We start from the raw sequence: 15,785 nt of genomic DNA, 5'->3' as shown, positions 1-15,785 counted from the left end.
TGTTCACATCCACGGGCTCACGCGGGGGGAAAAAGAAACTTTATGACGACCAGACAGTCCAGCTTCTCGTACGACGAACTCATCGCCTGCGCACATGGCGAGCTGTTCGGGCCCGGCAATGCGCAGCTTCCTCTGCCGCCCATGCTGATGGTTCACCGCATCACCGAAATTTCCGAAACCGGCGGGGCCTTCGACAAGGGTTATCTCCGAGCCGCATACGACGTACGTCCCGACGACTGGTATTTCCCCTGCCATTTCGAAGGCAATCCGATCATGCCGGGCTGCCTCGGCCTTGACGGCATGTGGCAGCTGACCGGCTTCTTCCTGGGCTGGCTCGGCGAGGAAGGCCGCGGCATGGCGCTGTCGACGGGCGAAGTGAAATTCAAGGGCATGGTCCGCCCGCATACGAAGCTGATCGAATATGGCATCGACTTCAAGCGTGTCATGCGCGGCCGTCTGGTCCTCGGCACGGCCGACGGCTGGCTGAAGGCGGACGGCGAGACCATATACCAGGCGGCCGATCTTCGCGTCGGTCTCTCGAAGGACAAGACGGCCTGAACCGCATCATATTAAGCGGTTCACGAAACAAAAAAGGTTTGATCAGATGAGACGGGTAGTTGTCACGGGTCTGGGTATCGTGTCCTCGATCGGAAACGACGCCGCCGAAGTCACCGAATCCTTGCGGCAGGCAAAGTCGGGTATCTCTTTCTCCAGCGATTTCGCAGAGCACGGCTTCAAATGCCAGGTTTGGGGCAGCCCCAAGCTCGGCGCCGCGGAGCTCGCCGAACTGGTCGATCGCCGCGCCATGCGCTTCCTGTCGCAGGGCGGCGCCTGGAACCATGTCGCCATGAAGCAGGCACTTGCCGATTCCGGGCTGGAAGAGAAGGACTACGCTCAGAACGAGCGCACCGGCATCATCATGGGCTCGGGCGGCCCGTCCACCCGCACCCTCATCGAGGCGGCCGACATCACCGTCAAGAACAACAGCCCGAAGCGCATCGGCCCCTTTGCCGTGCCGAAGGCAATGTCCTCGACCGCATCGGCCACACTCGCCACCTGGTTCAAGATCCACGGCGTCAATTACTCGATCTCGTCGGCCTGCTCGACATCGGCGCATTGCATCGGCAATGCCGCCGAAATGATCCAGTGGGGCAAGCAGGACGTGATGTTCGCCGGCGGCCACGAAGATCTCGACTGGACCATGTCCAATCTGTTCGACGCCATGGGCGCCATGTCCTCCAAGTACAACGAGACGCCGGACAGCGCCTCGCGCGCCTATGACGTCAACCGCGACGGCTTCGTCATCGCCGGCGGCGCCGGCGTGCTGGTGCTCGAAGAGCTGGAGCGCGCCAAGGCCCGCGGCGCCAAGATCTACGCCGAAATCGTCGGCTACGGCGCAACGTCGGACGGTTACGACATGGTCGCCCCCTCGGGCGAGGGCGCCATCCGCTGCATGCGCCAGGCGCTTTCTACCGTCAAAGGCGACGTCGACTACGTCAACACCCACGGCACTTCGACGCCGGTCGGCGACAGCAAGGAAATCGGCGCCATCCGCGAGGTATTCGGCGCCAAGATCCCGCATATCCAGTCGACCAAGTCGCTGACCGGCCATTCGCTGGGTGCGGCCGGCGTGCAGGAATCGATCTATTCCCTGCTGATGATGCAGAATGGCTTCATCGGCGAAAGCGCCCATATCAGCGAGCTCGATCCCGAATTCGAAGGCGTGCCGATCGTGCGCAAGCGTATCGACAATGCGAAGATCGATATCGCCCTCTCCAACTCCTTCGGCTTCGGCGGGACGAACGCCACGCTCGTCTTCCAGCGCCATAACGGATAATAATATGACTGGAATCATGCAGGGTAAGCGCGGCCTCATCATGGGCGTCGCCAACAACCACTCGATCGCCTGGGGAATTTCGAAGGCTCTCGCCGCACAGGGTGCGGACCTCGCCTTCACCTATCAGGGCGATGCGCTCGGCAAGCGCGTCAAGCCGCTTGCGGCCGAAGTCGGCTCGGATTTCGTGCTGCCCTGCGACGTCGAGGACATCGCTTCGGTCGATGCCTTGGTCGACGCGATCGAAGGGCGCTGGGGCAAGCTGGATTTCATCGTCCACGCCATCGGTTTTTCCGACAAGAACGAGCTGAAGGGTCTCTACGCCGATACGACGCGCGAGAATTTCAGCCGCACCATGGTCATTTCCTGTTTCTCCTTCACCGAGATCGCCAGGCGCTGCGCGCCGCTGATGGAAGATGGCGGTGCGATGCTGACCTTGACCTATAACGGCTCGACGCGCGTCATCCCGAATTACAACGTCATGGGTGTCGCCAAGGCAGCGCTCGAGGCTTCGGTGCGCTATCTCGCCGCCGATTACGGCCCGCGCGGCATCCGCGTCAACGCCATATCGGCCGGCCCGATCCGCACGCTCGCCGGCGCCGGTATCTCCGATGCGCGCGCGATCCTCTCCTGGAACCAGCGCAACGCGCCGCTGCGCAAGACAGTCACCATCGATCAGGTCGGCAATTCGGCTCTCTACCTGCTCTCCGACCTTTCCGCCGGCGTCACCGGCGAAATCCACTTCGTCGACGCCGGTTTCAACGTCACCTCCATGCCGACCCTGGACACGCTGCGCAGGGCCGACGTCGAGTAGAGAGCCCTTATTCAGAAGCTTCTAAAAGGCCATGCGCATCATAATGCGCATGGCCTTTGTTGTTTTGTCTGGAAGAGTTATCTTGGAGGAGGAATGGCCTCGATCCGCGGAACGCGCAGAATGGAGTGTGAGTGACTAGTCATGAAATATTTCATTGCTCTCGTGCATAAGGACAGCGACAGCGCTTTCGGGATCAGCTTTCCGGATCTGCCCTCGGTATTCTCCGCTGCTGACGAGGAAGAAGACCTTACTGCGAACGCCATAGAAGCCCTTCGCCTTTGGGCGGAAGACGAAACTCTGCCGCTGCCTTCTTCATATGACGAGATCAGCTCCCGGCAGGATATCCGCGCGCAGCTGGCCGAGGGTGCTTTTCTGACGCGCGTTCCTTTTATCGAAGACGCAACGCGCACCGTTCGAGCTACTGCATAATTCCTTAAATCGGAAACGATTTAAGGACAAAATTATGCAGCAACTCAAAGTGTTACAGCGTCCTTTGCGCGTCTTTTCAGACGCGCGGCGCTGCAATGTCACTTTCGACAAAGGCATGCTTGAGGCAATCGACAAGGTTGCGAAAGAGCGCGGCCTCACCCGTACGGCTTTCCTTGCGAGTGCGGCCCGCAAGGAAATCGAGGCTGCATAAGGCTTACTTCTTCGCCCAGAGAACCTTGAAGCGGGCGTTGCGGCAGGTTTCGCCGCTTTCCCTGAAGTTTGCCGCCAGAACCGGCTCGTAGGGCAGGCCGCGATTGGCGACCAGCATCAGGCGGCCGCCGCCGCGAAGCGCGGATGCGGCAGTCTTGATCATCGCCTGGCCGAGCGCCGGCTCAGCGGCGTGCCCTTCGTGGAAGGGCGGGTTCATGATGACGAGGTCGTATTTGTCCTTGACCGGTTCGCCCGCCAGATCGTGCCAGAAGAAGCGCGCGGGCGCGTTCGGGCAGTTCTCCGCCAGATTATCCCTCGCAGCCTCGAGAGCCGCGTGGTCGGCCTCGTAGAGGTCGAGACGGGTCAGTCCGCGCGACCTCTGTGCCAGCTCGACGGAGAGATAACCCCATCCGGCGCCGAAATCGGCAACGTCGCCGGTAAAATCCTGCGGCAGGCGCGAGGCGAGCAGTTCCGACCCGGCATCGATCCGGTCATGCGAGAACATGCCGGCGGTGGCATTGAATCGGCCGTCGACGCGCACCGGCGCCTTTGCCAGCCTGGAGACGATCTCGCCGGCATCGGCAGGGCGGCCGAACCAGAAGGCGACGCCGTGATATTTCGGCATATGGTCGATGGCGAGACCGAAGCCTTCCAGGCGCTTGCGCAGCGGCTGAATGCCGTCTTCCTTGGCGCCGGCAACGACGATCAGGCCGCCCATACGCGTGCGGGCGATGGCCGCGGCGAGATTGGCCTCGTTCTCGCCCTTGTGCTTGGTGCAGAGCACCAGGGCGGCATCGTAGTCCTCGCCGTCGATCTCGGGTTTGGCGTCGATCCGCTGGGCCAGCAGCTGCCGGTAGAGCGGCCGGAAGCCCTGGACGGCGCTGAGCGAGGCGGCGAAACCTTCCGGCAGCGCAAAGCCTGCCTCGGCGCCGAGGAAGAGCACGCGCTCGCCCTCGCCGGGCGCCTGGACTGTGTCGCTGGCAAAGGGATGGAACAGGGTCTTCAGCGTCTCGCGGCTCATGGATCTCGTCTCGTTAAAAGCATGTCGCGCAAAGTGTTGAGCGGTTGTGCGGCCACGACATGCGCAAAACCAGGATACAAAAAGGGCGCGGAAGATTCCCGCGCCCGGATTTCAATCAGGGAGACGCGGCTTATTCGGCCGCTTCTTCCTTCTTCTTCTCGTTCGCGATCTCCTGGCCGGTGGCCTGGTCGACGACCTTCATCGACAGGCGAACCTTGCCGCGTTCGTCGAAGCCGAGCAGCTTGACCCAGACCTTGTCGCCTTCCTTGACGACGTCCTGCGTCTTGGCAACGCGCTCGGAGGCGAGCTGCGAGATGTGGACGAGGCCGTCGCGGGCGCCGAAGAAGTTGACGAAGGCGCCGAAGTCGGCGGTCTTGACAACCGTGCCTTCGTAGATCTGGCCGATTTCAGGCTCGGCGACGATCGAGTGGATCCACTTGCGGGCCGCTTCGATTTCCTTGCCGGAGGAGGAGGCGATCTTGACGGTGCCGTCGTCTTCGATGTTGATCTTCGCGCCGGTCTTTTCGACGATTTCGCGGATGACCTTGCCGCCGGAGCCGATGACTTCACGGATCTTGTCGACCGGGATGTTCATGACTTCGATGCGCGGAGCGAATTCGCCGAGCTGGCCGCGGCTTTCGGTGATGGCTTTCGCCATTTCGCCGAGAATGTGGGCGCGACCGCCCTGAGCCTGGCCAAGGGCGACCTTCATGATCTCTTCGGTGATACCGGCGATCTTGATGTCCATCTGCAGCGAGGTGATGCCGTCGGCGGTCCCTGCAACCTTGAAGTCCATGTCGCCGAGGTGGTCTTCGTCACCGAGAATGTCGGAGAGAACGGCGAAGCGATCGCCTTCCAGGATCAGACCCATGGCGATACCGGCAACCGGCTTGGCGAGCGGAACGCCGGCATCCATCAGTGCGAGCGAAGTGCCGCAGACGGTGGCCATCGAGGACGAGCCGTTCGACTCGGTGATCTCGGAGACGACGCGCAGCGTGTAGGGGAACTGCTCAGGTGTCGGCAGCATCGGACGGATCGCGCGCCATGCGAGCTTGCCGTGACCGATTTCACGACGGCCCGGGGAGCCCATGCGGCCGGTTTCGCCAACCGAGTAGGGAGGGAAGTTGTAGTGGAGCAGGAAGCGCTCCTTGTACATGCCCGTCAGGCTGTCGACATACTGCTCGTCTTCGCCGGTGCCGAGCGTGGCAACGACGATCGCCTGGGTTTCACCGCGGGTGAACAGCGCCGAACCATGGGTGCGCGGCAGGAGGCCGACTTCCGAAACGATCGGACGAACGGTTTCGAGGTCGCGGCCATCGATGCGGCTCTTGGTGTCGAGGATGTTCCAGCGGACGATTTTCGCCTGCAGGTGCTTGAAGATCGCGCCGACTTCCTCGGCGGTGTAGCGGGCTTCGCCTTCCTCGGGGAGGAAGTGAGCCTTCACCTTCGCCTTGACGGCGTCGACGGCGGCGTAGCGATCAGCCTTCTGGGTGATCTTGTAGGCTTGACGAAGTTCGCCTTCGGCAAGGCCGAGCATCTCGGTTTCGAGAGCGGAATAGTCTTCCGGCTGGAAGTCGCGCGGCTCCTTGGCGGCGACTTCGGCGAGCTTGATGATCGCGTCGAGAACGGGCTGGAAGCCCTTGTGGCCGAACATGACGGCGCCGAGCATGACTTCTTCGTTGAGTTCCTTGGCTTCGGATTCAACCATCAGCACGGCGTCGTAGGTGCCGGCGACGACGAGGTCGAGGCTCGATTCGTCCATCTCGTCGAGATGCGGGTTGAGAACGTATTCGCCGTTGATGTAGCCGACGCGCGCACCGCCGACCGGGCCCATGAAGGGAACGCCGGAGAGCGTCAGCGCTGCCGAGGTCGCGACCATGGACAGGATGTCGGGATTGTTTTCGAGGTCGTGCTGGATGACGGTGACGACGACCTGCGTGTCGTTCTTGTAGCCCTCAGGGAAAAGCGGGCGGATCGGACGGTCGATCAGGCGGGAAACGAGCGTCTCGTTCTCGCTCGGGCGTCCCTCGCGCTTGAAATAGCCGCCGGGGATCTTGCCGGCTGCGTAGGTCTTTTCCTGGTAGTTGACGGTGAGCGGGAAGAAGTCCTGGCCGGGCTTCGGCGCCTTGGCCGAAACGACGGTGGCGAGAACGACGGTTTCGCCGTAGGTGGCGAGAACGGCGCCGTCGGCCTGACGGGCGATCTTGCCGGTTTCGAGCTTCAGCGGGCGGCCGGCCCACTCGATTTCGACTGTGTGTGTATCAAACATGACTTGTCCTTCAATGCGGGAGCACGCGCCATCGCCGATATCAAGGCGCAGCGCACAGTCGACCGCAAACAATGTGACGTATCACGGGCAAGACAACGAGAGGCTTTTATCTCAGCTTCCCCAGGGAACCTAGTTCCCGGGAAACTGGGCCAAAGCTCTGACAAGCCTTGGCCGAAAGCATCCGGCAATCCTGCCCCATGACAGGTCAACGGTTGGTTTGGCAGAACCGGCCCATCCGGGTCCGCCGGTCGTTCCACCGCTTGAAGATAGGGCGCGGCTGGAACATTTCATCGGGAACCATGTCCCGAAATAGGATCCGGCGGGCGCTCGAAAAGCGCCCGCCGGACAATCTTAGCGGCGGATACCCAGGCTGGAAATCAGCTTGGAATAGCGGCCTTCATCCTTCTTCTTGAGATAATCAAGAAGCGAGCGGCGGCTCGAAACCATCGTCAACAGGCCACGGCGGGAATGGTTATCCTTCTTGTGGTCCTTGAAGTGTTCGGTCAGGTTGTTGATGCGTTCGGTCAGGATCGCGACCTGAACCTCAGGAGAACCGGTGTCGCCTTCGGCGGTTGCGTATTCCTTGATCAGCGCAGACTTGCGCTCAGCAGTGATCGACATCGGGTGATCCTTTCTAAGAGAGGAGATAAAGGTCGCCAAAAGCCGGGATGCCGTCCAGCTTTGGCCGTGAATGCGAGCAGGCGAACCTGACGCTGGCGCTGCCTATAAACCAAATAAGCAGCGATGGAAAGAGGGGAGCTCCCGCAGCGGTTTTCAGCGGCCCGCCATGGCGTCCCGGATCATCGCATCGTAGCCCTCGGGATCCTGCAGCATGGCGAAATGGCTGGCCTCTTTCAGGATGACGAGCTTTGCGCCCGGAATCTCTTTCGCCATCATCTGAGTATGGTCGAGCTTCACGGCTTCATCGTGATCGCCGATGGCGAGCGTGACAGGCACCGTGATCTTTCCGAGATCCGCCGCCGTCCAGGCCGGCTGCGTCACCCACATCTCGGAGATCTGGGTGACGAAGGCGTCGTACTCGTTCGGCGTCGGCGACAGCTTGCGGTACTGTTCGCCGGCAACGTTGATATAGTCGTTGAAGGTCTTGTTGCTCAGGACGTCAGGCTTGACGCCGTCGGTGGTGACATTGGCGGCCTGGGCAATGACGCGGGTCAGCTTTTCCGGATATCTCATCGCCATGTCGATGCCGATGATGCCGCCGTCCGACCATCCCACCAGCGTCACCTTGCCGATCTTCAAATGGTCGAGAAGGGCGGCATAATCCGATGTCATCAGATCGTAGCCGAAGGGCTGCCGGCTGCGCGTCGAGCGCCCATGCCCGCGGCTGTCGGCGACGATGACCAGGTGGTCTTTGGCGAATTCGGCGACCTGGTGACCCCAGACCTCGGCATTGCCAAGCCCGCCATGGATGAAGAGCATCGGCTCGCCTTCACCATATTCGGCATAATACATCTTGATGTCGTTCACATCGGCCATGCCGCTGGTCTTCGGCACGGGCATGTCAGGAAAGGCCGGGAGCTCGGCCCAGCGCTCGGCGGATTGGGCGCCGGCAATGGTCAGGAACATGGAAAAGAACGTCAGTATGCCGATAGCGATCACGCGCATCATCATCCCCGTTGTCGGGCCGCCACGGCCCCTCGGGCGGTTATCGCCCGAAAGGAAGATATCGCATCGCTGATGCCTGACAATCGTCAGCTGTACGGACTCAGCCGAAAACCCGCTTCGGGCGAAACTCGCCCTGGCCGATCTCGCCGATCGCAATCAGCCTGCCGCGGGCCGTCGCATAGGCTTCGCTTTCGGCAACCGGCGCATCGCGGCCGCGCACGAGGATCGGGTTGCCCATCTTCAGCCGGTGCGCCTGGTCGTCGTTGATGACGAGATGGGGCAGCGCCGACAGCGCCTCGCAGGTGTCGATCAGCAGCGCGTCGAGGGCTGCAAGCCGCTCGTCCATATCTTCGATCGCCTCAAGCGCCACGAGGTTGGCAAGCGGCACCATGGCCTCTTCCGCGAAGGGCGCGACGAAGGTGCGCCGCAGCCCGGACACGTGGCCGTAGCAGCCGAGCTCCCGGCCGAAATCGCGGGCGAGCGCCCTGACATATGTGCCCTTGCCGCATTCGACTTCGAAATGCGCGGTATTGGCATCCGGGCAGGCGAGCAATGTCAGCCGGAAGATATCGACTTCGCGCGAGGGGATTTCGACGGTTTCGCCTTCGCGCGCCAGATCATAGGCGCGTTCACCCGATATCTTGATGGCCGAAAACTGCGGCGGCACCTGGCTGATGGTGCCGATATAGCCAGGCAGGATATCGCGGATCTGCTGTTCGCTCGGACGCTTGTCCGAGCTTACGGTCACTTCGCCTTCGAGATCGTCGGTCGCCCGCTCTTCGCCCCAGCTGACCGTGAATTCATAGATCTTGCGGCCGTCCATCACATAGGGAACGGTCTTCGTCGCATCGCCGAGCGCGATCGGCAGCATGCCGGAGGCGAGCGGATCGAGCGTGCCGGCATGACCGGCCTTCTGCGCCTTGTAGAGCCACTTGATCTTGGAAACGGCTTCCGTCGAGCCGAAATCCACCGGCTTGTCGAGGATCAGCCAGCCGGAAATCGGCCGGCCTTTGGGTTTGCGTGGTTTGGACATGCGTCTCTTCTGTTTATTGTTCGTCATTATCGCCGTCGAGATCGCGGCTCACCTCGGGCGAGCGCAGCAGCTCGTCGATTTTCTTGTAGTTGTCGAAGCTGGTATCGTCGCGAAAGCGCACCTCCGGCATGTATTTCATCTGCCGAAGCTGCTGCCCGAGCCGGCCGCGAATATATTTCGCATGACGGTTCAACGCCCCGATGACGATGCTGTGGTCGGAAACGCCGAGCGGCGTCACATAGGCGGTGGCGATCTTGAGGTCGGGCGACATGCGCACTTCCGAGATCGAGATCACGGTCGCTTCGATGACGTCGTCGCGCACTTCGCCGCGCTGCAGTACCTGGGTGATCGCGGCGCGGACCTGTTCGCCAACGCGCAGCATGCGCTGCGAAGGCGCGGAAGAAGTTGCTCTGGTCATTGTTATCTCTATTTGCCGATGCGGCTGGGAATCGAACCCGTCAAAGGAGAGCGTCCATGACTCTTTTGGCCGAAAAGGTCAAGTCGCTGGATGCCCGAAAGCCATCCGCCGGGCTGGCGAATGGCTTTCGGAAAGCTGATGCTGCGCTTAAAGCGCGCGGCGGTTTAGAGCGTGCGCGTGATATGCTCGACGCGGAAGCACTCGATGACGTCGCCGGCGCGCATATCCTCGTAATTTTCGAAGGCCATGCCGCATTCCTGGCCCATCGGTACCTCGGAGACTTCGTCCTTGAAGCGCTTGAGGGTCTTGAGCTTGCCTTCGTGAACGACGACGTCGTTGCGGATGAGGCGGACGCCCGCACCGCGCTCGACCTTGCCTTCGACGACACGGCAGCCTGCGACCTTGCCGACCTTGGTGATGTTGAACACCTCGAGGATTTCGGCATTGCCGATGAAGGTCTCGCGCCGTTCCGGAGACAGCAGGCCCGACATCGCCGCCTTCACGTCATCCACCAGGTCGTAGATGATGTTGTAGTAGCGGATTTCGATGCCTTCGCGCTCGGCGAACTGGCGTGCCTGCGTATTGGCACGAACGTTGAAGCCGATGATGGCCGCGTTCGACGCTTCGGCGAGCGAGATATCCGACTCGGTGATGCCGCCGGCGCCCGAATGGACGATACGGGCGCGGACCTCGTCGGTGCCGAGCTTCTCAAGGGCGCCGGCGATCGCTTCGATCGAGCCCTGCACGTCACCCTTGATAACAAGCGGAAACTCCTTGATGCCGGCGTTCTGGCGCTGCATCATCATCTGTTCCAGCGAACCGCGCTGTCCCGACTGGCGGGCAGCCGCCTTGTCGCGGGCAAGACGCTGACGATATTCGGAGATTTCGCGGGCGCGGCTTTCGCTTTCGACGACGGCGAACTTGTCGCCCGCCTGCGGCGTGCCGGAAAGACCGAGAACCTCGACCGGGGTCGCGGGACCGGCTTCCTTCACATGGTCGCCCTTGTCGGTGACGAGCGCGCGCACGCGGCCCCAGACGTCGCCGGCGACGATGATCTGGCCCGGACGCAGCGTACCCTTCTGGACGAGCACGGTGGCGACCGAACCGCGGCCACGATCGAGCTGGGCTTCGATGACGGTACCTTCGGCAGTCCGGTTCGGGTTGGCCTTGAGATCGAGAATTTCCGCCTGCAGCAGGATCGCCTCGAGCAGCTTGTCGAGGTTCTTGCCGGTTTTGGCCGAAACCTCGACGTCGAGCACTTCACCGCCCATGGATTCCACGAAGACTTCATGCTGCAGCAGCTGGTTGCGGACCTTCTGCGGATCGGCCTCGTGCTTGTCGACCTTGTTGATCGCAACGATGATCGGAACACCGGCCGCCTTGGCGTGGTTGATCGATTCGATCGTCTGCGGCATCACGCTGTCGTCGGCTGCGACGACCAGGATCGCGATGTCGGTCGCCTGCGCACCGCGGGCACGCATCGCCGTGAAGGCGGCGTGGCCGGGGGTGTCGATGAAGGTGATCTTCTGGCCGCTCTGCTCCACCTGATAGGCGCCGATATGCTGCGTGATACCGCCGGCTTCGCCGGAGACCACGTTGGCATGGCGGATGGCGTCGAGCAGCGAGGTCTTGCCGTGGTCGACATGGCCCATGATGGTGACGACGGGCGGGCGCGAAACCAGTTCGCCGTCCTCGTCGGAGACGTTGAAGATGCCGAGTTCAACGTCGGATTCCGACACGCGCCGGACCGTATGGCCGAATTCGCCGGCGATGAGTTCGGCGAGGTCGGCGTCGATGACGTCGCCCGGCTTCATCATCTGGCCTTCCTTCATCAGGTACTTGATGACGTCGACGGCGCGTTCGGACATGCGCTGCGACAGTTCCTGAATGGTGATGGTCTCCGGCAGAACCACCTCGCGGGAGATCTTCTCGCGGGTTTCCTGCATCTGACCGCGGCGGAATTTCTCCTGCCGGCGGCGCATGGCCGAGAGCGAACGGCCGCGGGCATTGTCTTCGCCGTCGACGTTGGCGGTGGAGATCGTCAGCTTGCCGCGACGGCGCTCTTCATCCGTCTTCGGGCGTGTCGTGACCGGCTTTGCCGGTTCCGGGCGAACGACGCGGCCACGGACCGGGCCGCCGCGCGCAGCACCACGATCGTCGTCTTCCTTTTCGTCGCGGCGGCCGCGAACGGCGCCGGGGGCGGCAGCGCCTGCTGCCGGACGGGCAGCAGTTGCTGCTCCGGCCGCATCGGGCCGGCGCGCGGCAGGCGCCGACGATGCCGGCTGCTGCGGCCGCGGGGCATCGGCGCGTGCTTCGGCCGGAGCCGGTGCTGCGGCTGCCGGTTCAGCAACTGGAGCGGGCGCCTCAGCCTGGCGGATGGCCTCTTCAGCGGCCCTGCGGGCAGCTTCTTCGGCTTCGGCTGCCTTGCGGATAATCTCTTCGGCGGCGCGGCGCTTTTCTTCCTCGGCGCGGCGGATCGCATCCTGGGCGTCACGCGCCTGGGCGTCGGCAAGCGCCCGGCGACGGGCGTCCATTTCCTCGGGCGACAGATGGTTCAGCACCACGGGCCGCGGACGATCGTTCTGGCGCGGCGCCTGGTGGGACTGCTGCGGACGCTGGTTCGTCTGGTTGTTGTTACCCTGCTGGATCCGCGGTGCCGGTGCGGCCTGCTGCGGACGCGCCTGCACGGGTGCTGGCGCCGGTTCGGCGGCACGGACGGGAGCCGCCGGAGCCACAGGTGTGATCGGCTTTTCGTCTTCCGGGCGCATCGGGCGCCGCTTACGGGTCTCGACGACGACCGCCTTGGTGCGGCCCCGACCCATATCCTGGCGAACGGTGCCCTGGCTCATCCCCGATGGTTTCAGGGTAAGCGTCTTTTTGCCCGTCACGCTGATTGTCTTGTCGTCGTTACTATCGGTCATTCGTTCCCGTTCCTTCGGACAGGGAGCGATGACTAGATCAGACCCTGTCGTTCAATACTGTCGATCAATGAGAATGCGACCGGCCGATGCCGGTGACCGCCTCATTGTTTTTGCCGGCCAGCGCCGCCCGCTGCCCGGGACTGACCGCCAATACGGTACTGTTCGAGCATCTTTGCGCGCTTCACTACACCCTCACCCGCCTGCCCTGCAAGCACTGCGGCATGGATAAAAGCATTCTGGCCCATCAGGCCTTCCATTTCGCTCTCCGAGAAGAGACGGAAGGAAGGTATCTCCTCCTCGGTCTCCATTCCGAGGTGCCAGGCCTTGCGGGCCTGGTCGATTTTCCGGACACCGTCATCGGCTGCATCGGTCGCATGGAACACCGCAAGGGCTGCCCCGCTTCTGACCGCGGCATCCACTTTCGAGGAACCGCTGACGAACTGGCCGGCTTTCCGCGCCATGTTCATCATCTGCATCAATTGCGCCGCGAGCAGCCGGTCGACGCTTGCGCCGAGATCGTCTGCCGCCTTCACATCCATTTTCAGCGCGCGGGCGAAGAGTTTCTTCGCCACCGCCCTGTCGACCAGCGAGCGGTCGATCTTCACCCAGCATCCGCGTCCCGGAAGCTCGCGCTTCAGGTCGGCGACAACAGTTCCATCGGGAGCGGCGACGAAGCGGATCAGCTCTTCCGGCGATCCGCTTTCGCGCGTCACGATGCACATGCGTCCGTTCACGTCATAACCCGCAAGATCGTCGTCCTCGTCAGGGAGAGCGTCCGGCTCATGCGCGGTCATCATGCTTCTTGTTCGGCTTCGGCTTCGGTGACCTCTTCTTCGGTCCCCTTCGCCAGATCCTCTTGCGTGATCCAGCCGGCCGACAGGCGGGCCTGGACGATCATCTGCTCGGCTTCGACGCGCGAGACGTCGAACTTCGAGAACAGGCCTTCGAACTTCTTCGTTTCGCCGTTCTTGCGTTCCGTCCAGCCGACGAGATCGTCAGCGGCGCAACCGGCAAAATCCTCGATCGTCTTGATGCCGTCTTCGCCGAGCGCCACCATCATCTGGGCGGTCATGCCGTCGATTTCGCGCAGCTCGTCCTGAACGCCGAGCGCCTTGCGCTTCTCGTCCATCTCGGCTTCGAGACGCTCGAGGAATTCGCGGGCGCGCTGCTGGATTTCCTGCGCCGTCTCTTCGTCGAAACCGTCGATCGAGGAGATTTCGTCGAGATCGACATAGGCCAGTTCCTCGACGGCGGCAAAGCCTTCGGAGGCCAGAACCTGGCCGACCATTTCGTCGACGTCGAGCGAATCCATGAACAGGTTGGTGCGTTCGTTGAATTCCTTCTGGCGGCGTTCCGATTCCTCGGCCTCCGTCATGATGTCGATATCCCAGCCGGTCAGCTGCGACGCCAGGCGGACGTTCTGGCCGCGGCGGCCGATCGCAAGCGACAGCTGCTCGTCGGGAACGACGACTTCGATGCGCTCGGCATCCTCGTCGAGAACCACCTTGGCGACTTCGGCCGGCTGCAGAGCGTTGACGACGAAGGTCGCCGGGTCCTGGCTCCAGGGAATGATGTCGATCTTTTCGCCCTGGAGTTCGCCGACGACGGCCTGGACGCGCGAACCGCGCATACCGACGCAGGCACCGACCGGATCGATCGAACTGTCGTTCGAGATCACGGCGATCTTGGCGCGCGAACCCGGATCGCGGGCGACCGACTTCACCTGGATGATGCCGTCGTAGATTTCGGGCACTTCCATGGTGAACAGCTTCACCATGAACTGCGGATGGGTGCGCGACAGGAAGATCTGCGGGCCGCGCTGTTCGCGACGGACATCATAGACATAGGCACGGACGCGATCGCCATAGCGCACGTTCTCGCGCGGGATCATTTCGTCGCGGCGGATGATGCCTTCGCCACGGCCGAGATCGACGATGACATTGCCGTATTCGACGCGCTTGACGGTGCCGTTGACGATTTCGCCGGTGCGATCCTTGAATTCGTCGAACTGGCGGTCGCGCTCGGCTTCACGCACCTTCTGCACGATCACCTGCTTGGCGGACTGTGCGGCGATGCGGCCGAAATCCATCGGCGGCAGCGGGTCGGCGATGAAATCGCCGAGGGCGGCGTCCGGGTTGCGGTCGCGGGCAAGCTCCAGCGGGATCTGCGTCGAATAATCCTCGGCCTTGTCGACGACTTCGAGCAGGCGCTGCAGACGGATTTCGCCGGTCTTCGGATTGATATCGGCCCGGATGTTGGACTCGGTGCCGTAACGGGAGCGTGCCGCCTTCTGGATGGCATCGGCCATTGCGGCCAGCACGATCTCGCGGTCGATGACCTTTTCGCGCGCCACTGCATCTGCGATCTGCAGAAGTTCGAGCCGGTTCGCACTGACTGCCATTGTCTTGTTTCTCCGTCTTAACCCCGGGTTCCCGTCCCTGGAGCGGTCTGTTGATCGGTTATTCCTGGTCGTCCGCTTCGTTCTGGTTGGCGGCCTGGGCTTTTGCCAGCTTGTCGGCGCGCAACGCGTCGCGGATCAGGTCGTCGGTCAGAATGAGCTTCGCATCGCTAAGCGCCGTGAAGGGAATGGTGACCTTTTGCTCTTCCCCGTAAGCGACCTGGTCACGCTCGAGCGTGAAACCATCTACGCCTGCTTCGACGATCTTGCCGCGGAAGCGCTTGCGATTGTCGATCAGGATCGACGTCTCGCATTTCACAAGGTGGCCCTGCCAGCGGACGAAATCGGATTTCCGAACCATCGGACGGTCGATGCCGGGCGAAGACACCTCGAGATGATACTCTTTATCGATCGGATCTTCCACATCGAGGACCGGAGAAATCGCCATCGAGATTTCTTCGCAGTCCTGAACCGTCATCGTCCCGTCGTTACGCTCGGCCATGACCTGCATCGTCGCGCCGTTCTGGTTCAGCATACGGACGCGGATCAGCCGAAAGCCCAGGCCGACGAGGACGGGTTCGATGATATCGGCAAGACGCTGGTCAAGCCCGGTTTCGGTAATCAGCCGCGGCTCAAGTTCGTTGTCTGCGTTTGTCATGTCCGACAAGCGGTGCGCTCCTCGCAATTTCATGCTGTTTAGGGATCGCGCTAATAAAAAAGAGCGGGTCCTTGCGGCCCACTCTTCATCAAGCGATCAAGAATTTGAGAGCCATATAGTCGGGTTTTTCCGAAATTGCAAGGTCTGCGACCGA

Annotated in this window: 13 protein-coding genes and 1 pseudogene; 4 read left to right on the top strand and 10 right to left on the bottom strand. The window is 62.3% G+C overall.

Going from position 1 to position 15,785, the window contains the following annotated elements:
• The first annotated feature begins 42 nt into the window (after positions 1 to 42).
• From fabA to QMO80_RS12430, 4 genes and pseudogenes are all read left to right on the top strand, one after another.
• On the top strand, positions 43 to 558 hold the full coding sequence (gene fabA, locus QMO80_RS12445; RefSeq protein WP_283196883.1) for a 3-hydroxyacyl-[acyl-carrier-protein] dehydratase FabA: 516 nt from the start codon (positions 43 to 45) through the stop codon (positions 556 to 558).
• Between the two features lie 46 nt (positions 559 to 604).
• Positions 605 to 1,837, top strand: a complete 1,233-nt coding sequence (fabB, locus tag QMO80_RS12440; RefSeq protein ID WP_283196882.1) for a beta-ketoacyl-ACP synthase I — start codon at positions 605 to 607, stop codon at positions 1,835 to 1,837.
• 4 nt (positions 1,838 to 1,841) lie between these two features.
• The gene (gene fabI, locus QMO80_RS12435; protein WP_283196881.1) at positions 1,842 to 2,648 is read left to right on the top strand and encodes an enoyl-ACP reductase FabI; all 807 of its coding nucleotides are present in this window, start codon (positions 1,842 to 1,844) and stop codon (positions 2,646 to 2,648) included.
• 141 nt (positions 2,649 to 2,789) lie between these two features.
• Positions 2,790 to 3,288 (top strand): annotated as a pseudogene (locus tag QMO80_RS12430) (type II toxin-antitoxin system HicB family antitoxin).
• Positions 3,289 to 3,291: 3 nt separating this feature from the next.
• Here QMO80_RS12430 and QMO80_RS12425 read toward each other — a convergent pair.
• From QMO80_RS12425 to rimP, 10 genes are all read right to left on the bottom strand, one after another.
• Positions 3,292 to 4,308: a class I SAM-dependent methyltransferase gene (locus QMO80_RS12425; RefSeq protein WP_283196880.1), complete on the bottom strand. Its 1,017-nt coding sequence runs from the start codon at positions 4,306 to 4,308 to the stop codon at positions 3,292 to 3,294.
• A gap of 130 nt (positions 4,309 to 4,438) precedes the next feature.
• Entirely contained in the window at positions 4,439 to 6,577 is a 2,139-nt protein-coding gene (gene pnp, locus QMO80_RS12420) for a polyribonucleotide nucleotidyltransferase (protein ID WP_283196879.1), read from the bottom strand.
• Positions 6,578 to 6,928: 351 nt separating this feature from the next.
• Positions 6,929 to 7,198, bottom strand: a complete 270-nt coding sequence (rpsO, locus tag QMO80_RS12415) for a 30S ribosomal protein S15 (RefSeq protein WP_025417456.1) — start codon at positions 7,196 to 7,198, stop codon at positions 6,929 to 6,931.
• A 153-nt stretch (positions 7,199 to 7,351) separates the two neighbouring features.
• Entirely contained in the window at positions 7,352 to 8,203 is an 852-nt protein-coding gene (locus QMO80_RS12410; protein WP_283200177.1) for an alpha/beta fold hydrolase, read from the bottom strand.
• A 100-nt stretch (positions 8,204 to 8,303) separates the two neighbouring features.
• Positions 8,304 to 9,236, bottom strand: coding sequence for a tRNA pseudouridine(55) synthase TruB (truB, locus tag QMO80_RS12405; protein ID WP_283196878.1), 933 nt, complete (start codon positions 9,234 to 9,236; stop codon positions 8,304 to 8,306).
• A gap of 13 nt (positions 9,237 to 9,249) precedes the next feature.
• Positions 9,250 to 9,654, bottom strand: a complete 405-nt coding sequence (gene rbfA, locus QMO80_RS12400) for a 30S ribosome-binding factor RbfA (RefSeq protein ID WP_283196877.1) — start codon at positions 9,652 to 9,654, stop codon at positions 9,250 to 9,252.
• Between the two features lie 164 nt (positions 9,655 to 9,818).
• Positions 9,819 to 12,575, bottom strand: coding sequence for a translation initiation factor IF-2 (gene infB / locus QMO80_RS12395; protein ID WP_283196876.1), 2,757 nt, complete (start codon positions 12,573 to 12,575; stop codon positions 9,819 to 9,821).
• A gap of 101 nt (positions 12,576 to 12,676) precedes the next feature.
• Complete coding sequence (locus tag QMO80_RS12390) at positions 12,677 to 13,372, bottom strand: RNA-binding protein (RefSeq protein WP_184342664.1); 696 nt, start codon at positions 13,370 to 13,372, stop codon at positions 12,677 to 12,679.
• The gene (nusA, locus tag QMO80_RS12385; protein ID WP_283196875.1) at positions 13,369 to 14,976 is read right to left on the bottom strand and encodes a transcription termination factor NusA; all 1,608 of its coding nucleotides are present in this window, start codon (positions 14,974 to 14,976) and stop codon (positions 13,369 to 13,371) included. Before nusA ends, QMO80_RS12390 begins: the two co-directional genes overlap by 4 nt.
• A gap of 58 nt (positions 14,977 to 15,034) precedes the next feature.
• The gene (gene rimP / locus QMO80_RS12380; RefSeq protein ID WP_283196874.1) at positions 15,035 to 15,640 is read right to left on the bottom strand and encodes a ribosome maturation factor RimP; all 606 of its coding nucleotides are present in this window, start codon (positions 15,638 to 15,640) and stop codon (positions 15,035 to 15,037) included.
• Between the last annotated feature and the right edge of the window lie 145 nt (positions 15,641 to 15,785).

Source organism: Rhizobium sp. BT03, from assembly GCF_030053155.1.
Taxonomy (GTDB): domain Bacteria; phylum Pseudomonadota; class Alphaproteobacteria; order Rhizobiales; family Rhizobiaceae; genus Rhizobium.
This window is presented reverse-complemented; position numbering and strand designations above follow the sequence as displayed.